The sequence below is a fragment of the Chitinimonas arctica genome (assembly GCF_007431345.1).
Lineage (GTDB): Bacteria > Pseudomonadota > Gammaproteobacteria > Burkholderiales > Chitinimonadaceae > Chitinimonas > Chitinimonas arctica.
The window spans coordinates 1,972,721-1,995,788 of record NZ_CP041730.1; the positions used below are offsets into that span (position 1 = coordinate 1,972,721).

At 62.4% G+C, this 23,068-nt stretch carries 25 protein-coding genes; 5 read left to right on the forward strand and 20 right to left on the reverse strand.

Annotated features, from left to right (window positions below; genetic code table 11):
- Positions 1-11: 11 nt before the first annotated feature.
- The 20 genes from FNU76_RS08970 to FNU76_RS09065 all read right to left on the reverse strand — a co-directional run bounded on the left by FNU76_RS08970 (position 12) and on the right by FNU76_RS09065 (position 14,831).
- Entirely contained in the window at positions 12-371 is a 360-nt protein-coding gene (locus FNU76_RS08970; RefSeq protein WP_144277881.1) for a histidine triad nucleotide-binding protein, read from the reverse strand.
- 84 nt (positions 372-455) lie between these two features.
- Positions 456-776, reverse strand: coding sequence for a phosphoribosyl-ATP diphosphatase (locus FNU76_RS08975; RefSeq protein WP_144277882.1), 321 nt, complete (start codon positions 774-776; stop codon positions 456-458).
- A gap of 65 nt (positions 777-841) precedes the next feature.
- A complete protein-coding gene (gene hisI / locus FNU76_RS08980; RefSeq protein WP_144277883.1) occupies positions 842-1,237 on the reverse strand; it encodes a phosphoribosyl-AMP cyclohydrolase in 396 nt (131 codons plus the stop codon).
- Positions 1,234-2,007 (reverse strand): imidazole glycerol phosphate synthase subunit HisF, encoded by a 774-nt coding sequence (gene hisF / locus FNU76_RS08985; RefSeq protein ID WP_144277884.1) that lies wholly within the window; start codon positions 2,005-2,007, stop codon positions 1,234-1,236. Before hisF ends, hisI begins: the two co-directional genes overlap by 4 nt.
- Positions 2,008-2,039: 32 nt before the next feature.
- Positions 2,040-2,777 carry a 1-(5-phosphoribosyl)-5-[(5-phosphoribosylamino)methylideneamino]imidazole-4-carboxamide isomerase gene (hisA, locus tag FNU76_RS08990; RefSeq protein WP_144277885.1) on the reverse strand — a complete coding sequence of 246 codons (738 nt, stop codon included), beginning with the start codon at positions 2,775-2,777 and terminating at the stop codon, positions 2,040-2,042.
- Positions 2,778-2,811: 34 nt separating this feature from the next.
- Complete coding sequence (hisH, locus tag FNU76_RS08995; RefSeq protein ID WP_144277886.1) at positions 2,812-3,453, reverse strand: imidazole glycerol phosphate synthase subunit HisH; 642 nt, start codon at positions 3,451-3,453, stop codon at positions 2,812-2,814.
- Between the two features lie 14 nt (positions 3,454-3,467).
- Entirely contained in the window at positions 3,468-4,061 is a 594-nt protein-coding gene (gene hisB / locus FNU76_RS09000; protein ID WP_144277887.1) for an imidazoleglycerol-phosphate dehydratase HisB, read from the reverse strand.
- Between the two features lie 7 nt (positions 4,062-4,068).
- Positions 4,069-5,130: a histidinol-phosphate transaminase gene (hisC, locus tag FNU76_RS09005; RefSeq protein ID WP_144277888.1), complete on the reverse strand. Its 1,062-nt coding sequence runs from the start codon at positions 5,128-5,130 to the stop codon at positions 4,069-4,071.
- Positions 5,127-6,425: a histidinol dehydrogenase gene (gene hisD / locus FNU76_RS09010; protein ID WP_144277889.1), complete on the reverse strand. Its 1,299-nt coding sequence runs from the start codon at positions 6,423-6,425 to the stop codon at positions 5,127-5,129. Before hisD ends, hisC begins: the two co-directional genes overlap by 4 nt.
- 71 nt (positions 6,426-6,496) lie before the next feature.
- On the reverse strand, positions 6,497-7,144 hold the full coding sequence (gene hisG, locus FNU76_RS09015) for an ATP phosphoribosyltransferase (RefSeq protein ID WP_144277890.1): 648 nt from the start codon (positions 7,142-7,144) through the stop codon (positions 6,497-6,499).
- Between the two features lie 258 nt (positions 7,145-7,402).
- The gene (murA, locus tag FNU76_RS09020; protein WP_144277891.1) at positions 7,403-8,656 is read right to left on the reverse strand and encodes a UDP-N-acetylglucosamine 1-carboxyvinyltransferase; all 1,254 of its coding nucleotides are present in this window, start codon (positions 8,654-8,656) and stop codon (positions 7,403-7,405) included.
- 140 nt (positions 8,657-8,796) lie between these two features.
- Positions 8,797-9,036, reverse strand: a complete 240-nt coding sequence (locus tag FNU76_RS09025) for a BolA family protein (protein ID WP_144277892.1) — start codon at positions 9,034-9,036, stop codon at positions 8,797-8,799.
- Positions 9,037-9,081: 45 nt separating this feature from the next.
- Complete coding sequence (locus FNU76_RS09030; RefSeq protein ID WP_144277893.1) at positions 9,082-9,837, reverse strand: ABC transporter permease; 756 nt, start codon at positions 9,835-9,837, stop codon at positions 9,082-9,084.
- A gap of 55 nt (positions 9,838-9,892) precedes the next feature.
- Positions 9,893-10,801 (reverse strand): ABC transporter ATP-binding protein, encoded by a 909-nt coding sequence (locus FNU76_RS09035; protein ID WP_144277894.1) that lies wholly within the window; start codon positions 10,799-10,801, stop codon positions 9,893-9,895.
- 85 nt (positions 10,802-10,886) lie between these two features.
- Entirely contained in the window at positions 10,887-11,783 is an 897-nt protein-coding gene (locus tag FNU76_RS09040) for an MlaA family lipoprotein (protein WP_144277895.1), read from the reverse strand.
- A gap of 42 nt (positions 11,784-11,825) precedes the next feature.
- On the reverse strand, positions 11,826-12,101 hold the full coding sequence (locus FNU76_RS09045) for an STAS domain-containing protein (protein ID WP_144277896.1): 276 nt from the start codon (positions 12,099-12,101) through the stop codon (positions 11,826-11,828).
- A gap of 7 nt (positions 12,102-12,108) precedes the next feature.
- On the reverse strand, positions 12,109-12,720 hold the full coding sequence (locus FNU76_RS09050) for an MlaC/ttg2D family ABC transporter substrate-binding protein (RefSeq protein ID WP_144277897.1): 612 nt from the start codon (positions 12,718-12,720) through the stop codon (positions 12,109-12,111).
- An 11-nt stretch (positions 12,721-12,731) separates the two neighbouring features.
- A complete protein-coding gene (mlaD, locus tag FNU76_RS09055; protein ID WP_179958405.1) occupies positions 12,732-13,214 on the reverse strand; it encodes an outer membrane lipid asymmetry maintenance protein MlaD in 483 nt (160 codons plus the stop codon).
- The gene (mlaE, locus tag FNU76_RS09060) at positions 13,214-13,984 is read right to left on the reverse strand and encodes a lipid asymmetry maintenance ABC transporter permease subunit MlaE (RefSeq protein ID WP_144277899.1); all 771 of its coding nucleotides are present in this window, start codon (positions 13,982-13,984) and stop codon (positions 13,214-13,216) included. Before mlaE ends, mlaD begins: the two co-directional genes overlap by 1 nt.
- A gap of 16 nt (positions 13,985-14,000) precedes the next feature.
- Positions 14,001-14,831 (reverse strand): ABC transporter ATP-binding protein, encoded by an 831-nt coding sequence (locus FNU76_RS09065; protein WP_144277900.1) that lies wholly within the window; start codon positions 14,829-14,831, stop codon positions 14,001-14,003.
- A gap of 141 nt (positions 14,832-14,972) precedes the next feature.
- On the opposite strand from FNU76_RS09065, the gene FNU76_RS09070 reads away from it, so the two are divergent.
- The 5 genes from FNU76_RS09070 to FNU76_RS09090 all read left to right on the forward strand — a co-directional run bounded on the left by FNU76_RS09070 (position 14,973) and on the right by FNU76_RS09090 (position 23,051).
- Positions 14,973-16,394 carry a sigma-54-dependent transcriptional regulator gene (locus tag FNU76_RS09070; RefSeq protein ID WP_144277901.1) on the forward strand — a complete coding sequence of 474 codons (1,422 nt, stop codon included), beginning with the start codon at positions 14,973-14,975 and terminating at the stop codon, positions 16,392-16,394.
- Positions 16,369-17,829, forward strand: coding sequence for an AAA family ATPase (locus FNU76_RS09075; RefSeq protein ID WP_144277902.1), 1,461 nt, complete (start codon positions 16,369-16,371; stop codon positions 17,827-17,829). Before FNU76_RS09070 ends, FNU76_RS09075 begins: the two co-directional genes overlap by 26 nt.
- Before the next feature lie 96 nt (positions 17,830-17,925).
- Positions 17,926-19,806, forward strand: a complete 1,881-nt coding sequence (gene mshL, locus FNU76_RS09080) for a pilus (MSHA type) biogenesis protein MshL (protein ID WP_144277903.1) — start codon at positions 17,926-17,928, stop codon at positions 19,804-19,806.
- A gap of 9 nt (positions 19,807-19,815) precedes the next feature.
- Entirely contained in the window at positions 19,816-21,357 is a 1,542-nt protein-coding gene (locus FNU76_RS09085) for a tetratricopeptide repeat protein (RefSeq protein WP_144277904.1), read from the forward strand.
- Positions 21,357-23,051, forward strand: a complete 1,695-nt coding sequence (locus FNU76_RS09090) for a GspE/PulE family protein (RefSeq protein WP_144277905.1) — start codon at positions 21,357-21,359, stop codon at positions 23,049-23,051. The genes FNU76_RS09085 and FNU76_RS09090 overlap by 1 nt, the downstream gene beginning before the upstream one ends.
- Positions 23,052-23,068: the final 17 nt, after the last annotated feature.

The window sequence follows — 23,068 nt, forward strand, 5'->3', positions numbered from 1 at the left end:
GCTTGCGCAGTCTACTGGATCAGCTGCGCCATCATGCTTTCGGCCTTGCCGCCACCGCCGAACACGTGCAGATGCAGGTGAAAGACCGACTGGCCACCCTTGGCGCCGGTATTGATCATGGTGCGAAACCCTTCGCCGAGCCCATGCTCACCCGCCAGCTTCGGTGCCAGCAGCAGTAATTTACCCAGCAAAGCCTGGTCCGCCGCCACGGCGGCTTGCAACGATTCGATATGGCGCTTGGGCACCACCAGGAAATGCACATTGGCAATCGGATGGATGTCGTGAAAAGCCATCACATCCTCATCTTCGTAAATCTTCGTGGCCGGAATCTGACCGGCGGCGATCTTGCAGAAGATGCAGTTGTCGCTCATCTCTTTGCTCCTGCGCGATGTCACGTCCGCGGACCGGCGGCATCGCTTCTTGTTGAATTCAAAGACCTGCCCGGCTTACCGGCACTAGCCGCGCGCGTTTTTCTCGTCTATGCCCGAGATGCCTTCACGCCGCGCCAACTCGGCCAGCACGTCATTTGGCCCCAAACCCTGGTGCGACAGCAAGACCAATGTGTGAAACCACAGATCGGCCACCTCGCGGACCAGGTGCAGTTTGTCGCCATCCTTGGCCGCCAGCACCGTCTCCACCGCTTCTTCGCCGACCTTTTTCAATATGGCGTCCAGGCCTTTGTGCATCAGGCTGGCCGTATAGGACGAAGCGGGATCGGCGCCTTGACGGGCAGCCAGGGTCTCGGCAAGTCGGTTCAGGATATCGGGATTGACCATGTCGGCACTCGAAAAGGCAGGATTATAGGCAGCGGAAAAGACAGTGGGGTGACAAGCCGGCCGCGTCAGCGACCGCCACCCTGGCGATAGATAGTAGCCGGATCCTGCAACACGGTATCGGTGATCTGCCACTCATCGTCCACCAGCTTACGGAACAGGCAACTTTCGCGCCCGGTGTGGCACGCGATACCGCCCGCCTGCTCGATCTGCAACAGGATCACATCGCCGTCGCAATCCAGCCGCAATTCGCTGACGGCCTGCTGATGGCCGGATTCCTCACCTTTGCGCCACAGCTTCCTCCGCGAGCGCGACCAGTAATGCGCAATACCGGTGGCCGCGGTCAGGGCCAAGGCCTCGCGATCCATATGCGCCACCATCAGCACCCGTTGACTGCGCGCATCCTGGGCAATGGCGGTAACCAGGCCTTTTTCGTCCCAGCGAACTTCGTCCAGCCAGCTCACAAGCGCACCTCTATGCCTTGGTCCCGCATCAATTGCTTGGCTTCGCCGACGGTGTGCTCGCCAAAGTGGAAAATACTGGCCGCCAACACCGCGTCGGCGCGCCCCAGCAGGATCCCATCGGCCAGATCCTGCAGCTTGCCGACACCACCCGAAGCAATCACCGGGATCGTGACGGCATCGCTGACCGCCCGGGTCAGTTCCAGGTCGAAGCCGGAACGGGTGCCGTCCCGGTCCATGCTGGTCAGCAGCAGCTCACCCGCACCGCGCGTCTGCATGGCCAGCGCCCAGGCCAGCACATCCAGGCCGGTGGCGGTGCGGCCGCCATGGGTATAGACCTCCCAGCGCGGCGCTTCACCGGGCTGGCTGACCCGCTTGGCATCGATGGCCACCACGATGGCTTGCGAGCCGAAGTAGCCGGCGGCTTCTTCCACCACCTGCGGATGGGTCACCGCCGTGGTATTGATGCCGACCTTGTCCGCCCCGGCGTGCAGCAGCCGCCGCACGTCCTCGACCTTGCGCACGCCGCCGCCCACCGTCAGCGGGATAAACACCTGTTCCGCCACCGCTTCGATAATGGGCAGGATCAGATCGCGATTGTCGGAGCTGGCGGTGATATCGAGAAAGGTCAGTTCGTCGGCGCCCTGCCTGTCATAGCGGCGGGCGATCTCGACCGGATCGCCGGCATCGCGCAGTCCGACGAAGTTGACGCCCTTGACCACGCGGCCGGCGGTCACGTCGAGGCAAGGAATGATACGTTTGGCGAGTGACATGGCGAGGCTATTTGGCAGAGGGAATGGGTGGCTTAGCCATGAAAGTCATCGGCCAATTGCTGCGCAGCGACGAAATCCAGCGTGCCTTCATAGATCGAGCGCCCGGCGATCACGCCGGCAATGCCTTCGCTCTCGACCTCGCAAAGACGCTTCACATCGTCGAGATTGGTCAGCCCGCCGGAGGCGATGACCGGGATGGTCAAATGCTGGGCCAGCCGGACCGTGGCTTCCATATTCAGTCCGGACAGCATGCCGTCGCGGCCGATATCGGTATAGATCACCGATTCGACGCCATAGTCCTCGAAGCGCTTGGCCAGATCGACGACATCATGGCCGGTGATCTTGCTCCAACCGTCGATGGCGACCTTGCCGTCCTTGGCATCGAGGCCGACGATGACCGAGCCCGGGAAGGCGTCGCAGGCTTCGTGCAGGAAACCCGGCGTCTTGACGGCCGCCGTCCCGATAATGACGTAGCGCAAGCCGGCTTCCAGGTATTTCTCTATCGTTTCAAGGTCACGGATACCGCCACCCAATTGAACCGGCACCTCGGTGCCCACCACATCGAGAATCGCCCGCACGGCAGCCAGGTTCTTGGGTTTGCCGGCGAACGCGCCATTCAGGTCGACCAGATGGAGACGGCGTGCGCCGGCTTCCAGCCAACGGGCGGCCATTTCAGCCGGGTCGCCGAATACGTCGGCGGAATCCATTTCACCTTGTTTGAGGCGGACGCACTGACCATCTTTCAGGTCGATGGCAGGAATGATAAGCATGGTGAATTCGGTAAGTTGGTGAAGAGGAGAAAATTCAAGCGGCGCCATCCCAGGCGACGAAGTTGGCCAGTAATCTTAGACCGGCAGCGTGACTTTTTTCAGGATGAAACTGGGTGGCAAAGATATTAGCGCGAGCCACCGCCACCGTGAAGCCAAATGGGTAGTCGCTTTCACCCACGGTCAAGCCCTTGTCCACCGGTTGCATATAGTAGCTATGGACAAAGTAGAAACGTTCGCCGTCGGCAATGCCGTCCCAAAGCGGATGAGACCGGCTTTGCCTGACCTCGTTCCACCCCATGTGCGGAACCTTGAGGCGCGTATCGCCCTGCTGCATGCGCGCCTGCGGAAAGCGCAGCACCTCGCCCGCAAACACGCCTAGTGCCTGGCTGCGGCCACCCTCCTCGCTGATTTCAAACAATAATTGGGCGCCCACGCAAATGCCGAGGAAAGGCTTTTCTCGGGCGCTGGCCAGCACGGCTTCGCGTAGGCCACGGTTATCGAGCTCGCGCATACAGTCGCGCATCGCGCCCTGGCCGGGAAAGACCACTTTGTCGGCGGCGGCGATCACGGCCGGATCGCCGCTGAGGATGATCTGATGCTCGGGCGCAACATGTTCCAAGGCGTGGGTGACGGAACGCAGATTACCCATGCCATAGTCGATGACGGCGATCTTCATGTATTTCCCCCGGCTCAGGCCGTCAATGTACCCTTGGTGGAAGGCATCACCCCCGCCATCCGTTCATCCATTTCCACCGCCATGCGCAGTGCCCGGCCGAATGCCTTGAAGATGGTCTCGGCCTGGTGGTGGGCGTTGCTGCCCTTGAGATTGTCGATATGCAGGGTCAGCATGCCGTGGTTGACGAAGCCATGGAAGAACTCGCTGAACAGATCGACGTCGAACTGGCCGATGCTGGCGCGCGTATAGGTCACGCCATAGCTCAAGCCGGGGCGGCCGGACAAATCGATCACGACCCGGCTGAGGGCTTCATCCAGCGGCACATAGGCATGGCCATAACGGCGGATGCCTTGCTTGTCGCCAATCGCCCGGGCCAGGGCTTGGCCCAGGGTGATGCCGATATCCTCGACGGTATGGTGGGCGTCGATATGCAGATCGCCGCGGGCGACGATCTCCAGGTCGATCAGACCGTGCCTGGCCACTTGGTCGAGCATATGTTCCAGAAAGGGCACGCCGGTATCGAAACGGCTCTTGCCGCTGCCGTCCAGGTTGAGCGTGACGGTGATCTGGGTTTCCAGCGTGTTACGGCTAAGACTGACTTGGCGCATATTCGACTCACAGACAGGTAGGCAGGACGCTCAGCACGCGCTCGTTTTCCTGCGGGGTGCCGACGGTGACACGCAGGCAGTTCAGCAGCAGCGGATGCGCGCCATGTAGATTCTTGATCAAAATACCGGCATTGCGCAGCTTGGCGAATGTCCCCTCCGCATCCGCCACGCGCAGCAGCAGGAAATTGGCCTCGGAAGGGAACACCGTCACGCCGGGCAAGGCGGCCAGCGCCAGGGCCAAACGCGCGCGTTCCCGCCGCAGGATGGCGGTCTGCGCGTCGAATTCCGCCAGGTGCGCCAAGGCGAAGGCAGCGGCGACCTGACTCAGCACATTGATATTGTAGGGCGGCCGCACCTTGTCCAGCTGCGCCATCCAATCGGCCGGGCCGGCGGCATAGCCCAGCCGTATTCCCGCCAAGCCCAGCTTGGACAGCGTACGCAATACCAACAGGCGGGGATGCGAACCTGCCATGTCCATCAAGCTATCGTCGGCGAACGCGGAATAGGCCTCGTCCACCACCACCAGCCCAGGCGCGGCGTCCAGGATCGCTTCTACCTCGGCGCGAGCGTAGCGCGGCCCCGTGGGGTTGTTCGGATAGGCGACAAAGACCACCGCCGGGCGATGTTGCGCGATTGCTGCCAGCATGGCCGGCAAGTCCAGGGAAAAATCCGGCCGCAGCGGCACGCCGACATATTCCAGGCGGCTGAAAACGGCATTCATCCGGTACATGACAAACGAGGGCTCGGCCGCCAGCAAGCAGGCTCCGGGGCGGGCAAGCGCCTGGCAGACCAGGGTGATCAGCTCATCCGACCCATTGCCCAGCAGGATGTCGGCGGCAGCAGGAATCCGGAAAGCCGTGCGCAGCGCCTCCTTGAGCCCGCCGCCATGGGGATCGGGATAGCGGTTCAGCGCCGCCGCCGCCAGGCGTTGGCCCAATTCGGCGCGCAGGCCTTCGGGCAAGGGATAGGGATTTTCCATGGCGTCGAGCTTGATCAAGCCGGTCGCATCGGCAACCCGGTAGGCGCTCAGCTCGGCAATCTCGGGACGTATCCAGTCCGCGGCGGTCATTGGTTTTCCTCCAGGCGGTAAGCCGCCGATAGGGCGTGCGCCGGCAAGCCTTCGCCCTGCGCCAGTGTCGTGGCGATGCGTCCCAGGCTTTGCGCCCCGGCCTGCGAGACATAGATCAGGCTGGAACGCTTCTGGAAGTCGTAGACACCCAGTGGACTGGCGAATCGGGCCGTGCGCGAGGTCGGCAAGACATGATTGGGGCCGGCGCAGTAGTCGCCCAGCGCTTCCGAGGCGTAGCGCCCAAGAAAGATGGCGCCGGCATGGCGTATCGCCGCTTGCAGGGGCCAGGGATCGGCCACCGACAATTCAAGATGCTCCGGCGCGATCTGGTTGGCCAGCTGGCAGGCCTCGGCCAGGTCGCGCACCTGGATAAGCGCGCCGCGATTGGCCAGGCTGGCGGCGATGATGTCGCGCCGCGGCATCTCCGGCAGCAGCCGGGCGATGCTGGCAGCCACCCGTTCCAAATATTCGGCGTCGGGGCAGAGCAGGATGGACTGGGCAATTTCATCGTGCTCGGCCTGGCTGAACAGATCCATCGCGATCCAGTCCGGATCGGTACCGCCGTCGCAGATGATCAGGATCTCCGATGGACCGGCCACCATATCGATACCGACTAGGCCGAATACGGCCCGCTTGGCCGCGGCGACATACTGGTTGCCCGGTCCGGTGATCTTGTCCACCTGGGGAATGGTCGCCGTACCATACGCCAGCGCCGCGACCGCCTGGGCGCCGCCGATGGTGATCACGCGATCCACGCCGGCGATATGGGCGGCGGCCAGCACCAGGTCGTTGCGTTCGCCGCGTGGTGTCGGTACCACCAGGATGATTTCGCCCACCCCGGCCACCTTGGCAGGAATGGCATTCATCAGGACCGAACTGGGATAGCTTGCCTTGCCGCCGGGCACATACAGGCCGACGCGGTCCAGCGGCGTGATCGCCTGCCCCAGCACCGTACCGTCATCCTCGCGGTACTGCCAGGCCGGCTGCACCTGCCGCTCGTGATAACGCCGCACACGGGCAGCCGCTGCTTCCAGTGCCTCGCGCTGCGCCGCAGGCAAACGCTGATACGCGGCTTGCAAGGTAGCGGGCGACAAAGTCAGCTCCGCCATGGATGCGGCCGCGACGCCATCGAAGCGCTGGGTATATTCCAGCACCGCCGCATCGCCGCGCTGCTTTACATCGGCCAGGATGGCGGCAACCGTCGCATCGACGGCCGGGTTCTGGGCCGTTTCGAAAGCAAGCAGGGACTGCAGTTGGCTGGAAAATGCCTGATCGGTGCTATTAAGACGCTGCATGGGTTCACCTCACTGGTCGGGCCACGCCCGACGTTGCAAAACGTTTCGGGCGGGCTCGCTGGCGACCCGCTTCAATCGTGGTGGTGGGCACTCGCCGAAGCGAATGCATCAATGATGGGTTGGACGCCGGCGCGCTTGAGCTTGAGCGAGGCCTGATTGACCACCAGCCGGGAACTGACGTCCTGCACGTGTTCCACCGCCTCCAGCTGATTGGCCAGCAAGGTCCCGCCGGTGCTGACCAGATCGACGATGGCGTCGGCCAGCCCCACCAGCGGCGCCAACTCCATCGAACCGTATAGCTTGATCAGATCGACGTGGACGCCCTTCTTGGCGAAATGTTCGCGGGCCGACTCCACATATTTGGTGGCAACCCGCAAGCGTGCCCCTTGCTTGACCGCCGCGAAATAATCGAAGCCTTCGCGTACTGCCACCATCAGGCGACATTTGGCGATGGCCAGATCCAGCGGCTGGTACAAGCCCACCCCACCGTGCTCCAACAACACATCGTAGCCGGCGATACCGAGATCGGCCGCGCCATATTGCACATAGGTGGGTACATCGGTGGCGCGTACGATCACCAGCCGCACATCCTCCCGATTGGTGGCGAGGATCAGCTTGCGCGAGGATTCCGGATCTTCGCTCGGCACAATGCCGGCCGCGGCCAGCAGGGGCACGGTTTCTTCGAAGATGCGGCCTTTGGAGAGGGCGATGGTGATCATAGCGAGGCAAGAAACGACAGAAGAGGGATTATGCCGACCTCTCGCGCCGCTGACGAGAGAAAGTTGTCTACTTCATTTAGAAGCATATCTTTCTTGACTATCATGCGCTTACGTAAATTTGATATTAAGTTGTCTAGTCAAATTCGGCTCAAAATCCACCCAATGGTGATCTGCATCCACTTGATCAAAAAAAACCGCCATACCGGCGAGACCAGTATGGCGATTATCTTTGTGGACTTCTATTCGAAATCGTACCGACTAGACCGTCCGTTCGATCTGCGCCCCCACCCCGCCCAGCTTGGCTTCGATATGCTCGTAGCCGCGATCCAGATGGTAGATGCGATCGACGATGGTCTCCCCGTCCGCAGCCAGGCCGGCGATGACCAAGGAGGCGGAAGCGCGCAGGTCCGTTGCCATCACGCAGGCGCCGGATAGCTTGTTCACGCCCTGCACCACGGCGGTATGGCCATCGACATGGATATCGGCGCCCATGCGGGCCAGTTCGGAAACGTGCATGAAACGATTTTCGAAGATCGTTTCGGTCAGCACGCTGGTGCCGCTGGCCAGGGTATTCATGGCCATGAACTGCGCCTGCATATCGGTCGGGAAAGCCGGGTAGGGCAAGGTACGCAGGCTGACGGCACGGGGCCGCTCGCGCATCTCTATGCTGATCCAGCCATCGCCGGCTTCCAGATAGGCGCCGGCTTCGCGCAGCTTGTCCAACACGCTTTCCATGATATTGGCGCGGGTATTGCGCAGCACCACCTTGCCGCGCGCCAGCATGACCGCGCACAGGAAGGTCCCGGTCTCGATACGGTCGGGCATCACGGCGTGGCTGGCGCCATGCAGGCGTTCGACACCTTCGATGGTGATGGTGTCGGTGCCGTGCCCGCTGATCTTGGCGCCCATTTTGATCAGGCACTCGGCCAGGTCGACCACTTCGGGTTCGCGGGCGGCATTCTCGATCGTACTGACACCGTCGGCCAAGGCCGCCGCCATCAGCAGGTTTTCCGTGCCGGTCACCGTCACCATATCGGTAACGATGCGGGCGCCCTTCAGGCGCTTGGCACGGGCGTGGATATAGCCGTGCTCGATATTGATCTCGGCACCCATGGCCTGCATGCCCTTGATGTGCTGCTCGACGGGCCGGCTACCGATGGCGCAACCGCCGGGCAAGGACACCCGGGCTTCGCCGAAGCGGGCCAGCAACGGACCCAGCACCAGGATGGACGCGCGCATGGTCTTCACCAGCTCATAGGGCGCTTCCAGCGTGTCGACGCTGGCACCGGTCATCTCGAACTCGTGCACATTGTCGGTCATGACCCGCATGCCCATGCCTTGCAATAGCTTCTGCGTGGTCAAGACATCGCGCAACTGCGGCACATTGGTCAGCCGCAGCGTATCGGCCGTCAGCAGCGAGGCGCATAGAATGGGCAGGGCGGCGTTCTTGGCACCCGAAATGGTGATTTCGCCTTCCAGCGCATTACCACCGGTGATCTTCAGTTTGTCCATGTGCAGCTCGATATTGGGTTGGCGTGCCGGCAGCTAGCAAAATAGCCACCACAGCACTAGCAGTACGAATACCCAGGGCAGATTCACCAGGAACAGGCCCAGCTTGTCGCTGTGGCCCGGCTTGTCCCGCCCCGTCTTTTTCAGGCCCGGTTTTTCCATTCGTGCGGACTATAGGTCTTCATCGACAGCGCGTGGATTTCCTCACGCATGCGCTCACCCAGCGCTTGGTACACCAGCTGGTGCTGACGCACGCGTGGCAGGCCGTCAAAGGCGCGGGCCACGATGGTCGCTTCAAAATGATGGCCGTCGCCGGACACTTCGAGCACTTCGCAGGCCAGGCCGGTAGCGATGTATTGTTTGACTTGTTCTGGGGTAACCATGACGTTTCTAATCAGTTTGCCGAGCGGTTGTGGCCGCCAGCGTAATCAATGCTTGAGCTTGTAGCCCGTACGGAGCAAATGCAAGGTGAATGCGGCCAATAACAGAAAGGTGCCGAATACGACCGTAAAGCTCAGCCAGGGCGACACGTCGCTGGCGCCGAAAAAGCCGAACCGGAAGCCGTCGATCGCATAGAACACCGGGTTGAGGTGCGACACACCCAGCCAGAACGCCGGCAGGGAATGGATGGAATAGAAAACCCCGCTCAGGAAGGTCAGCGGCACGATGATAAAGTTCTGAAAAGCCGCCAGTTGGTCGAACTTCTCGGCCCAGATCCCGGCGATCAGGCCCAGCACCGCCATCACGCCCGAACCCAGCAGGGCGAAGACAACGATCCACAGGGGATATTTGAAATCCGGCCAGGCGAAGAGCAGCGTCACCAGCAATACGCCCGCACCCACCATTACCCCCCTCACCACGGCCGCCAGCACATAGGCGGAGAAAAACTCCAGGTGGCTGAGCGGCGGCAGCAGGATATAGATGATATTGCCGGTGATCTTCGACTGGATCAGGCTGCTGGACGTATTGGCGAAGGCATTTTGCAACATCGACATCATGGCCAGGCCCGGAATCAGGAAGGCGGTGTAGCGCACGCCGGGATAGGCTTCGACATGCGATTCGAGCACATGCGAAAAGATCAGCAGATAAAGTACGGCCGTGAGTACCGGCGCGGCGACGGTCTGGAAGCTGACCTTCCAGAAACGCAGCAATTCCTTATAGAACAGGGTATAGAAGCCTTGCATATCGTGTTGGCTTGGCAAGGGAACGGGGTGGACGGCCGGGCCGCCACCTTCGCGCCTAGGCCGTGCGCTTCCTTCCCATCACGTCGAGAAACACCGATTCGAGATCGGGCTTGAGGATTTCGATATCGCGCACCGTTACGCCGGCTTCGCGCAGGCAGGCCAACAACGCTTCCAGGGTCGTGCAATCATCCAGCTTCAGATGATAGCTATCCTCGCGCTGCATGACCAAAAACGGCTGCAGTGCCGCCGGCAATACGTCCGGCGACAGCTTGAGCGCCAAGGTACGGGCCGAATGCGATGCCATCAGCGCGGCCTTGTCATCCAGCGCGACCAACTCGCCTTGCTTGAGCATGGCAATGCGGTTACACAGCGTTTCCGCCTCTTCCAGATAATGGGTGGTCAGCACAATGGTGTGGCCTTCGCCATTGAGCCGCTGGATAAACGCCCATAAGGTCTGCCGCAACTCCACATCCACGCCTGCTGTCGGCTCGTCCAGCACGATCACGGGCGGTTTGTGCACCAAGGCCTGCGCCACCATCACGCGGCGCTTCATGCCGCCGGACAGCGAGCGCATATTGGCATTGGCCTTATTGCCGAGGCCCAGGTGCGCAAGCAGTTCGTCAATCCAGGCATCGTTGCGGCGCATGCCGAAATAGCCTGACTGGAACTGCAGCGTTTCACGCACGGTGAAGAAAGGATCGAAGGTCAGTTCCTGCGGCACGATGCCGACCTTGCGTCGCGCCGCCCGGTAATCGCTCTGCACATCGCTGCCCAGGACCTGCACCGAACCGCTGTCGGCGCGGGTCAATCCGCCGAGGATGGAGATAAGCGTGGTCTTGCCGGCACCATTCGGCCCCAGCAAGGCGAAGAATTCGCCTTCGCGCACTTCGAAATCGACGCCCTTGAGGGCCTCGAGTTCGCCGAAGCGCTTTTTGACTGAAGAAAAACGGATGGCGACGTTCATGGGCGTAGGCGAGCGGAAAGCGTGGATTCTACCCGACTTGGGCAACGAGAAAATGAAACAGCGACCGAGTGGTCGCATGTTTACATCACTGCGGCGGAGGATCGGACAGTATGGCGGTTGCCGGCGGCTCGACAGCGGGCGCAGGCGCCGCGACAGGATTGGCCGCGGGCGGCTCCGCGGCAACCGGCGCCGGCGCTTCGGGCGCACCGGCACCCGATGCCTCGGCAGCCGGTTTCGGTGTGGTGGAGAAGTCGAGATCCTTGACGTCTATCTCCTCCTCGTCGCCGTCACCCAAGGGCAGCGGCTTGGGCGGATTGCCGTTCCAAACCATGTTGTAGCGACGCTGCAGATAGCTATCGCGGACAAATCCGTATTCGTCGCCGAAACTGGCCGCCTGGACTACCGAGTCGGCCGCCAGCAATTCCGTGCGAAGGTTGACCATGCGCAGCAGGTTCAAGCCCGTCGCGGCCTGATCGTCCTGAATTGCCCGCACCGGGTCCAAGGCATAGCTGCCGGCCCAGTCGGCGGTGTCGCGCAAGGTCTTGGGGCCGAGGAAAGGCACGACCAGATAGGGGCCGCTGCCCATGCCCCAATGACCCAGTACCTGGCCGAAATCCTCATCGTGCTTTTCCAGGCCGGCCTGGCTGGCGATATCGATCAGGCCGAGCAAACCGAAGGTCGAATTGAACACCACCCGGGTACCATCGCTGGCTGCATCGCGCCAATTGCCTTGCAGCAGATTGGCGGCGCCGATGTAGACATCCTGCAGGTTGCCGAAGAAATTGGCGACGCCGGCACGGATCGGCTTGGGCGTGATGGCGACATAACCTTTGGCCACCGGCTTGAGCACGGCCTTATCCAAGGCGCTATTGAATGCATAGACCTTGCGGTTGATCGGTTCGAGCGGATCGTAATGGTTGGTCGGCGTGGCACATGCCGCCAGCAACAGCGGGCTCAACAACAGAGGGAGCCGGTGGCGCATCGAAGCACTCCGCGTGGATATGACTTCAAGCATAGCGCACGCTCATGCCTGGATATGCGGCAGGAATTCCTCGACGCCATAAAGCGCGGCAAGGCTGGTGAGGTTGGCCGGCGGCCGCTGCAGCGTAAGCTGGCGGCCGGCGGCCACGGCGTCGCGTTGCCAATGCAGCAACAGGCTGACCGCGGTCGAATCGATCTCGCTCACTTCGGACAGATCCAGCACCAAGGCCGGCGCAGTCAGCTTGTCGGCAACCTCGCGCTGGACCCGGCAAATCGAATCGAGCGTGAGGGCGCCGCTGAGTTTGACAGATTCGCTCATGATCCACTTACTTTGACGGCGTCTTGGCCGGTTGTGCCGCGTTACGGTCGGCCAGGGCCTTGATCAGGCCGTCGATGCCGTCCTTCTGGATAGTCTGGTTGAAGCTGGTGCGGTAGTTGGTCACCAGGCTCACGCCTTCCACGGCGATATCGTATACCTTCCAGTCGCTACCGACCTTGATCAGGCGGTAGTCGATGGGGAAAGGCTGGCCGGTGGAAGCCGACACTTCGGTACGGACCGTCACGTCGGTATCGGACTCGGCCATCTTGACCGGCTTGACGTCGATATTCTGCAGCTTGTTGGCGCCCACCGCGGTGGAGTAGGTCCGCACCAGCAAGGTACGGAATTCGCGCACCAGCGAACCCTGTTGGTCAGGTGTAGCCTGCTTCCAATAACGGCCCACCGCCAGTGCGGTCAGGCGATTGAAGTCGAAGCTGGGCAGCACCTTGGCCTCGACCAACTCACGGAAACGCTTGTCGGCGGGCGTGAGGTTGTCCTTCTTGATGGCTTCCAGCACGTCCTTGCTGGTGTTGCGGACCAGCTGCTCGGGGGCAGGAACGTCTGCCGCGGTGGCGGTCAAACCGGCGACCAGCATGATGAAGGCAAAGAGTTTACGCATGATTCTTCCTGTTATGGTGCAGTAGTCGGCTGAGCGGGATTCTCCGCTGCTTTGCTGAACATGAACTGACTGATTAACTTTTCCAGCACGACGGCCGAAGAAGTGAGCGTGATTCGATCGCCATTCTTTAACATGGTTTCATCCGCGCCAGGTTCAACCCCTATGTACTGATCGCCGAGGATGCCGGAGGTAAGGATCTCGGCCGACGAGTCGCGGCTGAAGTGGTAACCCTGCTCGATATCCAGGGCAACCATGGCCCGATAGGTCACCGGATCCAGGCTGATCCCCGCCACCCGGCCCACCAGCACGCCGGCGCTCTTGATCGGCGCACGCGCCTTCAAGCCACCGATATTGTCGAAGGCCGCGGTCACCCGGTACGTGGCCTTGCTGCCGCCATTGGATACATTGCTGACCCGCAAGGCCAGGAATGCCAGCGAAGCCAGCCCCAGCATCACAAACACACCGACCCAGAAGTCGTAAACGCGGCGATTCATCAGACACCTCTAAACATGAAAGCGGTCAGGATGAAATCCAGAACCAGAATAACGAGCGAAGACGTCACCACCGTGCGCGTGGTCGCGCCCGAGACGCCTTCCGCGGTGGGCGGCGCATCGAAACCTTCGAACACCGCGATAATGGATACAGCGACACCGAATACGACACTTTTCACCAAGCCGTTGCCGATATCGTTGTAAAGATCGACCTGGGCCTGCATCTGCGCCCAGAAGGAACCGGCATCCACCCCGATCAGCACGACGCCGACCACGTAACCGCCCAAAATGCCCATGGCGGAAAACAGCGCGGCCAGGATGGGCATCGAGATGACGCCGGCCCAGAAGCGGGGCGCCACCACGCGGGCGACCGGATTGACCGCCATCATTTCCATGGCGGCCAGTTGCTCGGTGGCCTTCATCAGGCCGATCTCGGCGGTAATGGCGGAACCGGCCCGGCTGGCGAACAGCAAGCCGGCCACCACCGGACCCAATTCGCGCAGCAGGCTCAGCGCAACCAGTACGCCCAGCGCTTCGGAAGCGCCGAAGCGCTGCAAGGTATCGTAGCCCTGCAAGCCCAGCACCATGCCGACGAACAGGCCGGACACCATGATGATCAGCAGCGACAAGACCCCGGTGAAATAGATTTCACGCACCACCAGGCTGAAACGGCGCAAGGCCGTCGCGGAATGCCACAGCACGGCCATCAGGAAGCGGAAGCCGAAGCCGAGTTTTTCCAGCGCATCCACCACCGGCTCGCCGAGGGTGCGCATCAACTTATCCAACCAATTAAGCACGGCGCACTCCCATCAATTCTTCCGCATAGGGCTTGGCCGGATACTGGAATGGCACCGGACCGTCGGGCAGGCCGCCGACGAACTGGTGCACGAAAGGTTCTTCGGACGCCCGGATCTCCTCCGGGGTTCCCTCGGCCACGATCGCGCCTTCCGACACGAAATAGACGTAATCCACGATGCTCAGCGATTCCGCCACCGAGTGGGTCACCATCACCGTGGTGGCGCCCAGCGCATCATTCAAGTCGCGTATCAATTTGCCGACCACGCCCAGCGAGATCGGATCGAGACCGGCGAAGGGCTCGTCATACATCATCAGCATGGGATCGAGGGCGATGGCGCGGGCCAACGCGACCCGGCGGGCCATGCCGCCGGACAATTCGGAGGGCATCAGCTTGGCCGCGCCACGCAAGCCCACCGCATTGAGTTTCATCATGACCAGGTCGCGTATCATCGACTCGGGCAGCTCGGTGTGCTCGCGCATCTGGAACGCCACGTTGTCGAAAACCGACATATCCGTGAACAGCGCGCCGAATTGGAACAGCATGCCCATCTTGCGGCGCAGCAGATAAAGGCCTTCGGAATCGAGGTCGTGCACGACCTGTCCGGCAACCTTGACCTCGCCGCGCGAAGGCTTGATCTGGCCGCCTATCAGGCGCAGCAGCGTCGTCTTGCCGCAGCCGGAACCGCCCATGATGGCGACCACCTTCCCTTTCGGGATGGACAGGCTGATGCCTTTAAGGATGGCGCGACGGCCATATGAGAATGTGACGTTGTCGATATCGACAAGCGGATCGGCGGGCACGGCGTGGGCGCTCAGGGGCATTGGGGGTCGTAATTCTAATGTAAGCAGCGATGTGACAACAACAAATCATGCCAGTTTCATGCTGCAATGCAACAGCGGGAATGCATTCTCCCATCCAAAGCCCGGTGCTAGGATGGGGATACCTTCGGCGCACAGATCATTATGGATACTGCAAAGCCCGGCCTTTTGCTTGTCGATGACGACCCCCTGATCCGCGATACGCTGAGCTTCGTGCTTGCCGACGATTTTGATATCCGCAGCGCCGCCAACCGGCCCGAAGCCGTTGCCTGGGCCAGTTCGGTGGAATTCCGGCCGGCGCTCGCCCTGGTCGACCTGGGCCTGCCGCCCAATCCGCACCAACCCGATGAAGGCTTCCGCCTGATCGTCGAACTGGCCGCGCTGGTGCCGACGATCAAGACCTTGGCCTTGACCGGCCAAACCAGTGAACACAACGCCCGCCATGCCCGTACCTTGGGGGCCATCGATTTTATCGCCAAGCCGGTAAGCGCCGCTGCGCTGCGCGAAATTCTCAAGCGCGCCCTCAACTGGCGCGAGGTGGATGCGGATATCGCACCGCAACTGGATGTCGCCGGCCTGGTCGGGCACAGCCCGGCCATGGAGCGGCTAAAACGCCAGGTGCATCAGTTCGCCGGCTCGCCCTTCCCGGTCCTGATCACCGGTGAATCCGGATCAGGCAAGGAGGCGGTGGCCAAAGCGCTGCATGCCGCTTCGCCGCGCGCTCGGCAGCCCTTCCTGGCCCTCAACTGCGCGGCGCTGACCGAGAGCCTGATCGAAGCCACCCTGTTCGGCCATGCCAAGGGGGCGTTCACCGGTGCGATCGCAGCCAAATCCGGTTATTTCGACGAAGTGGGCGAAGGCACCCTGTTCCTGGACGAAATCGGCGAATTGCCGCTGGGCCTGCAAGCCAAGCTGCTGCGGGTACTGGAGAACGGTGAATTCCAGCGCCTGGGCGAAACCCAGACCCGTACCAGCCGGGCGCGGGTGGTGGCCGCCACCAATCGCGATCTGCGCCGGCTGGCACGCAGCGGTGAATTTCGCGCCGATCTCTACCACCGTCTATCCGTGCTGGCGCTTGAAACGCCCCCCCTGCGCGATCTGCACGAGGATCGCCGGGTACTGCTGGCACATTTCCTGCAGCTCTACGCCCGGCAACTGGGGGTAACCCCCTTTCACTTCGACGATACGGCCTGGCAACGCTGGGACAATTATCCCTTTCCCGGCAATGTGCGCGAACTTCGCAACATCATTATCCGTCTATTGGCCAAATACCCCGGGGCGGGCATCGACGCCACGCTGCTGGTGGACGAGTTCGATAGCGATTTGCTGCCCGCCACCAGCCGCTTCGAGCAGGCGGACCTGGAGGCCGCGACCCGCTTGTTGCGGGAAAGCCGTGACTTCAATCTCGACCAGTGGCTGGCGAGCTGGGAAAAAAACTGCATCGAAGCCGCCCTGGCCATGGCCGACGGCCATATGAGCCAAGCCGCCCGCCTGTTGGGCGTAAACCGTACTACGCTGTATAGCCGGCTCGACAGCCTGCATGATCGCCATCGCAAAGAGAGATAGCGCTGTGTACCTCGACCACTACGGATTGGCGGAGCCCCCCTTCCGCATCACGCCGCACACCGAGTTCTTCTACCGTGGCGCCAATCGCGGCGCCACGCTGGAAGCGCTGCAGTACGCGATCCTGCATGGCGAAGGCCTGGTCAAGGTCACCGGCGAGGTCGGTGCGGGCAAGACGATGCTGTGCCGGGTGTTGATGGAAGGCTTGCCCGCCGATATCGACACGGTCTACCTGGCCAACCCCAGCATGAGCAAGGAGGAAATCCTGCTGGCCATCGCCGAGGATTTGAAGCTGGACCTGCCCGGCGCCCGCTCCAGCGTGCTGATCCGGGCCCTGCAGGATGCCCTGATCGAGCGCTATGCGGCCGGCAGGCAGGTCGTGGTGCTGATCGATGAGGCCCACGCAATGCCGGAAGAGAGCCTGGAGGAAGTCAGGCTCCTTTCAAATCTCGAACACGGCCATCACAAGCTGCTGCAGATCGTGCTGTTCGGCCAGCCCGAGCTGGATGAGAAACTGGCGCCGCAAGCCATGCGCCAGCTGCGCGAACGCATTACCCACAGCTTCGAACTGGCCCCGTTGCGACAGGCCGATGTCGGCGAATACCTGATATTCCGCTTGCGCACGGCAGGCTACAAGGGACCGGACCCCTTTACCCGCCACGCGGTGCGGCGCATCGCCGCCGAGTCGGAAGGCCTCACCCGCCGCATCAATATCCTGGCCGATAAATCGCTGATCGCCTCGTTCGCCGCCGATCGCCACCAGGTCAACGACACCGACGCGCGCGCCGCCTGCCGCGACAGTGCCTTTCGCGGCCGCAGGTTGCGGCGGCATGCCTGGCCACTGGCCGGGGCGGGCTTGCTTGCACTGGGCATTTTGCTGGGTACCTTGGGCGGGCATTGGCTGACGCCGCCTGCGAGCGGTTTGGCCAAGGCCCCCAGCGGACTTGCAAGCCCTGTACGCACCAGCGCAAACACGCACCAGCCAGTTGTCACCCCAAGCGCGCCGACCGCCAAGACGCCTGCTGCCCTGCCCGGCACCGAATCCACGCCAACCGATCTACTCAGCCGGCGCCTGAGCCAAAGCCAGGCCATGCTCGATAGCGAGGCGGACGGACGCTATACCGTGCAGTTCTCCATCACCCCGCGCCAGGCCCGCCAGGAACTGGCCAAGATGCTCGCCAGCACGGCCCGGCAATTGTCCGCCGAACAACTCTATGTCTACCCGCTTACCAGCCGGCAGGGCGTGCCCTATATGGCACTCAGCTATGGATTGTTCATGGACCGTGCGGCCGCCTTGCAGGCACAGGCCGGTTTGCCGGCCAATCTGCAGCGCAATCAACCGATATTGCGCACGGTGGGTAGTATCAAACAGGAACTGCGTGAAAACGCCGAGCAGATAGCCAAAAGGGCGTCACCTGGACCGCAAGGTGATGGGTAGCACGGGAGTACCAATTCAATAAACACATAAAATCAATAATTTCGGGGCTATATTTCAAGTGTCTTAATAGATATCCAATCCCACCCAAGTCGAGTTATGAGCCGCTGCCACCTTCTGCTACTCGCCCCCGTACTCGCCGCCGGCTGCGCTACCCAGCCCGCCAAGGTGGAACCTGGCCGCCATATCGCCCTCCCGCCCGCTCGCCTGGCGGACCTGCCCAAGCTGGTGGAACGGCCGGTTTTCCTTCCCAAACCCAGCGCCCAGGCCAAGACCGACACCTATAGCGTGGTGGTCAACAATGTGCCGGTACGCGACCTGATGTTTGCCCTGGCACGCGACGCCAAGCTCAATGTGGATGTACATCCGCTGATCCGGGGAACAGTGACGGTCAACGCCTTGAACCAGACCCTGCCGCAAATTCTCGACCGCATCAGCAATCAGGTCGATATGCGCTACACCCTGGACAAAGGCGTCCTGACCATTGTGCCGGACCGGCCCTATATCAAGAATTACGCCCTGGATTACGTCAACATTGCCCGCACCACCAAGAGCAATGTCACCATCTCGACTTCGGTGGCCGCTGCCGGCGGCTCGGTCCAAAGCGGTGGCGGCGGCGGTGGCGGCGGTTCGGGAAACGGCTCCATCACCGAGGTGAGCAATCTGGCCGAAAACAAGTTCTGGGAACGGCTGGAGGGCAATATCCGCACCTTGCTGGCCTCTTCTCGCCGCGTCAGCGCCGAGGAAAAGACCGAACGCGAAGCCATGGAAGCGAAGGACGATGCGCAGCGCCATGCCGACATGGCCGAACAGAAGGCCGAAAACACCAAGCGCCAGGAAGACCGCCTCAAGGTAGCCCAGACGGTAGCGCAGGCCGGTGCAGGCGCGCCCGCGCTGTTCTCCATGCTGGACAGCGGCGGCAAGGCCGCCGCCCCGGCCGCCGCGGGCAGCAATGACGATATCTTCGTCCACCCCGAAACCGGCGTCCTGAGCATCAACGCCACCAGCCGCGAACATGCCAAGATCCAGGACTACCTCGACCGCGTCAGTGCCAGTGCACGCCGCCAGGTATTGATCGAGGCCACCATCGTGGAGGTGGCCCTGAACGATCACTACCAGACAGGGATCGATTGGCGGCTGTTCAAGAACGACGAAAACGGCACGGCGCAGGACAACCGTCTCAATATCAACCAATCCACCATGGGCGACAACCTGGCCCAACTGCCCTTTACCCTGCTCAGCTATACCAAGCGCGCCAGCAGCCTGTTCAACGGCGCCGATTTCACCGCCACCATCAAGGCACTGGAGCAGTTCGGCAAAACCAAGGTGCTGTCCAGCCCCAAGATCATGGCGCTCAACAACCAGACCGCGCTGCTCAAGGTGGTGGACGAAAAGGTCTATTTCACCATTACCGTGGACGTCGAATCCGCCACCACCACCACCCCGGAAAAGCGCACTTACACCAGCGAGCTGCACACGATCCCCATCGGCATGGTGATGAGCGTCACCCCGCAGATCAGCGACAACGACAATGTCTCGCTGAATATCCGTCCCACCATCAGCCGCATTACCGGCTACAAGGCCGACCCCGCCGTGGCGCTGGTGCAAGCCAACAGCACCACGGAAAAAATCCAGAGCCTGGTGCCGGAGATCCAGGTCCGCGAGGTCGAATCGACCCTGCGGTTGGCCAGCGGCCAGGCCGCCATCCTGGGCGGCCTGATCCAGGACCAGGTACAGAATCAACGCGACGGATTGCCCACGCTATCGCGCCTGCCCTGGGGCGTGGGCGATTTGTTCAGCTACCGTGACGACAGGGCACAGAAGACCGAACTTGTCGTTTTCCTGCGCCCGGTGGTTATCCGGGAAGCCAGCTTGAACGGCGATCTGGCCGATTTCCGCCAGTTTGTCCCCACCGATAATTTCTTCAGCAGCCCGAAAGATGAACTTTCGGTCTTCAAGAGCGGTCTGCCGGCGCGCTGAGAGGACAGCATGAGTTTATTGCTCGATGCGTTGAAAAAAGCCGAGGAAGCCAAGCGGCGCAAGGCCGAGGCCGGGGCCGGCGGATCCGTACCGGCCTTCAAAACCGCCGCCGCGACAGGGCCGGAACCCGCTCTCGACGCAAGCGTGGCGCACCCGCCGGCCGAGCCTCCACAGTCTGCGTTTGCCGCGCATCATGGCGTACCGGGCGAGAGCAGCTTGAGCCTGGTCTCCGACGAGACCGCGCTGCCGGTGCTGGACGATAGCGACAACGCTACTCCATCGGCGCCGGGTCCGGCGCCCGCGAGCGATGAACCGCCTACCCTAAGCCATATGGAAGCCGATGGGTCCGGCGCGGCGGTGGCAGCCGAGGTCGTCGACGAGACGGTGACTCCGCCCGCCCCCGTCGCCGCGACGACCCACCACGCCCCGCCACCCGCAGCGCCCCCGCCTCCCCGGCCAGTCGAGGTGCCTTTGTCGACGCCGCAGCAGGAAGCACCACGTACGGCCAGCCCGCCCGCACCTCCCGCACAGGAACGCGCCCCCGCAGCCACCAGCATCCCGCCCTTGGCGGAGCGGCCGCCCGCAAAGCTTTCGGCCGACGCCACCAGGCAGCTGATTGACGGAAAGGGCAAACGCCCCCGTCCGGCACCAACGGCAAAACAGCGCATGCAGCTAATTGGCGGAGTACTGTTGGTCGGCTTGCTGGCAGCGGGCGGATGGTTATGGTGGCAGATGCAGCCACCCACCACGCTATTGGCCGGCAACGCGCCCGCAGCGGCGGAGGAAGTGGCGCCACCGACCGACGCGCCGGCGGGGCAAGTGGCGATAGCGGATGCCCCAGCGCCCAAAGTAATCGCCTCGCCGCCGGCGGCGACCGCCAAGCCGCCCGTTTCGCCCAAACGGGGCGACCGGGCCAGCGTGGTCGAAGTACCCAAGGAAATGGCCGCCACCGACGTGCATTTCCGCCGCGATGAAGTGCAAACCGGTGTGCCGCGCAATGTGCAACAGGGCTACCAGGCCTTTCAACAGGGTGACTACGCCCGTGCCGCCGAACTGTATCGCCAGCAATTGCAGCAGGACGACAAGAATCGGGATGCCCTGCTGGGCATGGCCGCCACGGCAGTCAAGCGCCAGCAATTGGATGAAGCCCGCATGTGGTACGGCCGGGTACTGGCCAATAACCCCAAGGATGAACTGGCCGGCAGCGCCTTGGTCAGCCTGGCCGGCGACGGCGATGCGGACCAGGCCGAAGGCAGGCTGAAGCGCCTGCTGGAAAATCGCCCCAATGCCGAAACCGCTACCGCCCTGGCCAGCCTGATGGCCAGGCAGGGCCGCTGGCGCGAAGCGCAAGGCTATTACTTCCAGGCGCATGCGGCGGCACCCGGCGAGGCCGATTACGCCTACAACCTGGCGGTAGCGCTGGATGCGCTGGGCGAGCAGCGGCTGGCGGCCGACTTCTATGGCAAAGCCTTGCTGCTGGCCACCGGTAAAACCGCCGGCTTCGATTCCGGCGTCGTGCGTAAACGTCTCGCTGCACTGGGAGCGAACTAGTGGCAGAAGCGCGCAAGAAACTGCCGCTGGGAGAGCTGCTGGTCCAGAAAGGGGTGATCAGCTCCGATCAGCTGCGTATCGCGCTGACCGAGCAGAAAAAGACCGGCACGCCACTGGGCAAGGAGCTGGTGCGGCTGGGCTTTGTTTCGGATGCCACCCTGCGCGAGGCCTTGTCCGAGAACCTGGGCCAGGATTCGGTCGATCTCGCCACCATCATTCCCGCCGCCACCGCGATTGCGCAATTGCCCAAGGATATGGCCAAGCGCAACCTGATGTTGCCGCTATCGCTGGATGCCGAAAACCGCAAATTCACCGTGGCAATGGCCAATCCCAATAATCTGGTGGCACTGGACCAGGTCAGGGCACTGCTGCGTAACGCGTACGAGATCGAACCCGTCCTGGCGGCGGAAGCGGACATCATCCGGGCCATCGATCAATACTACGGTTTCGAGCTGTCCATCGATGGCATCCTGCACGAAATCGAGACCGGCCAGATCGACTACGCCAGCCTGTCCAGCTCCGATGCCGAGTACAGCCAACCGGTGGTACGGCTGATCGACGCCCTGCTGGCCGATGCGGTACACCGGAACGCGTCGGATGTGCACTTCGAACCGGAACCGCAGTTCGTCCGCATCCGCTATCGCATCGACGGCGTGCTGCGCCAGATCCGTAGCCTGCACAAGACCTACTGGCCGGCCATGGTGGTGCGGCTGAAGGTGATGAGCTATATGAATATCGCCGAGACGCGCGCGCCGCAGGACGGCCGCATCTCGCTGACCATCTCCGGCCGCCAGCTGGACTTCCGTGTCGCCGCCCAGCCCACCGTCTATGGCGAAAACGTGGTGCTGCGCATACTCGACAAGCAGAAGGGGCTGGTACCGCTGGACCAGCTCGGCTTGCCCGAGGACAACCTCAACCTGCTCAAGCTGATGATCGCCCGCCCCGAAGGCATCATCCTGGTGACCGGACCCACCGGCTCGGGCAAAACCACCACGCTGTATTCCATCCTCAGCCATATCAATGACGAGGGGGTCAATATCATGACCCTGGAGGACCCGGTGGAGTACCCCTTGCCCATGATCCGGCAGACCACGGTCACCGAAAAAATCGACTTCGCCTCCGGCATCCGCTCCATGATGCGGCAGGACCCCGACGTCATCCTGGTGGGCGAAATCCGCGACAAGGACACCGCCGAGATGGCTTTCCGCGCCGCCATGACCGGCCACCAGGTGTATTCCACCCTGCACACCAACTCCGCCGTCGGCGCCATCCCCCGCTTGCTCGATATCGGGGTACTGCCGGACATCATGGCCGGCAATATCATCGGCATCATTGCCCAGCGCCTGGTGCGCAAACTCTGCCCTCACTGCAAGGAAGGCTATCCGCCCGACGCCTTCGAACGCCTGGTACTGGGTCTTGGGGAGGGCGGTCCGCCGCTGTTGTATCGGGCCAGCGGCTGCGATCGCTGCGACCATCGCGGTTACAAGGGCCGTATCTCGGTACTGGAAATCCTCAAGATGGATGGCGATATGGATGAATTGATCGCCCACCGCGCCACCGCCCGCGAATTGCGCATGCTGGCGCTGGAAAAGGGCTTTCGACCGCTGGCGGAGGACGCCATCCGGCGCGTCGTCGAGGGCATTACTTCGCTCGACGAAATCTCTCGGGTGGTGGACCTGACCGATCGAATTTAGCTGCGTTCACCCATAGG

Coding starts and splice junctions, on each gene's coding strand:
- FNU76_RS08970 (WP_144277881.1), bottom strand. CDS start 371: ATGAGCGACAACTGCATCTTCTGCAAGATCGCCGCCGGTCAGATTCCG.
- FNU76_RS08975 (WP_144277882.1), bottom strand. CDS start 776: ATGGTCAATCCCGATATCCTGAACCGACTTGCCGAGACCCTGGCTGCC.
- hisF (WP_144277884.1), bottom strand. CDS start 2,007: ATGTCACTCGCCAAACGTATCATTCCTTGCCTCGACGTGACCGCCGGC.
- hisA (WP_144277885.1), bottom strand. CDS start 2,777: ATGCTTATCATTCCTGCCATCGACCTGAAAGATGGTCAGTGCGTCCGC.
- hisH (WP_144277886.1), bottom strand. CDS start 3,453: ATGAAGATCGCCGTCATCGACTATGGCATGGGTAATCTGCGTTCCGTC.
- hisB (WP_144277887.1), bottom strand. CDS start 4,061: ATGCGCCAAGTCAGTCTTAGCCGTAACACGCTGGAAACCCAGATCACC.
- hisC (WP_144277888.1), bottom strand. CDS start 5,130: ATGACCGCCGCGGACTGGATACGTCCCGAGATTGCCGAGCTGAGCGCC.
- hisD (WP_144277889.1), bottom strand. CDS start 6,425: ATGCAGCGTCTTAATAGCACCGATCAGGCATTTTCCAGCCAACTGCAG.
- hisG (WP_144277890.1), bottom strand. CDS start 7,144: ATGATCACCATCGCCCTCTCCAAAGGCCGCATCTTCGAAGAAACCGTG.
- murA (WP_144277891.1), bottom strand. CDS start 8,656: ATGGACAAACTGAAGATCACCGGTGGTAATGCGCTGGAAGGCGAAATC.
- FNU76_RS09025 (WP_144277892.1), bottom strand. CDS start 9,036: ATGGTTACCCCAGAACAAGTCAAACAATACATCGCTACCGGCCTGGCC.
- FNU76_RS09030 (WP_144277893.1), bottom strand. CDS start 9,837: ATGCAAGGCTTCTATACCCTGTTCTATAAGGAATTGCTGCGTTTCTGG.
- FNU76_RS09035 (WP_144277894.1), bottom strand. CDS start 10,801: ATGAACGTCGCCATCCGTTTTTCTTCAGTCAAAAAGCGCTTCGGCGAA.
- FNU76_RS09040 (WP_144277895.1), bottom strand. CDS start 11,783: ATGCGCCACCGGCTCCCTCTGTTGTTGAGCCCGCTGTTGCTGGCGGCA.
- FNU76_RS09045 (WP_144277896.1), bottom strand. CDS start 12,101: ATGAGCGAATCTGTCAAACTCAGCGGCGCCCTCACGCTCGATTCGATT.
- FNU76_RS09050 (WP_144277897.1), bottom strand. CDS start 12,720: ATGCGTAAACTCTTTGCCTTCATCATGCTGGTCGCCGGTTTGACCGCC.
- mlaD (WP_179958405.1), bottom strand. CDS start 13,214: ATGAATCGCCGCGTTTACGACTTCTGGGTCGGTGTGTTTGTGATGCTG.
- mlaE (WP_144277899.1), bottom strand. CDS start 13,984: ATGCGCACCCTCGGCGAGCCGGTGGTGGATGCGCTGGAAAAACTCGGC.
- FNU76_RS09065 (WP_144277900.1), bottom strand. CDS start 14,831: ATGCCCCTGAGCGCCCACGCCGTGCCCGCCGATCCGCTTGTCGATATC.
- FNU76_RS09070 (WP_144277901.1), top strand. CDS start 14,973: ATGGATACTGCAAAGCCCGGCCTTTTGCTTGTCGATGACGACCCCCTG.
- FNU76_RS09075 (WP_144277902.1), top strand. CDS start 16,369: ATGATCGCCATCGCAAAGAGAGATAGCGCTGTGTACCTCGACCACTAC.
- mshL (WP_144277903.1), top strand. CDS start 17,926: ATGAGCCGCTGCCACCTTCTGCTACTCGCCCCCGTACTCGCCGCCGGC.
- FNU76_RS09085 (WP_144277904.1), top strand. CDS start 19,816: ATGAGTTTATTGCTCGATGCGTTGAAAAAAGCCGAGGAAGCCAAGCGG.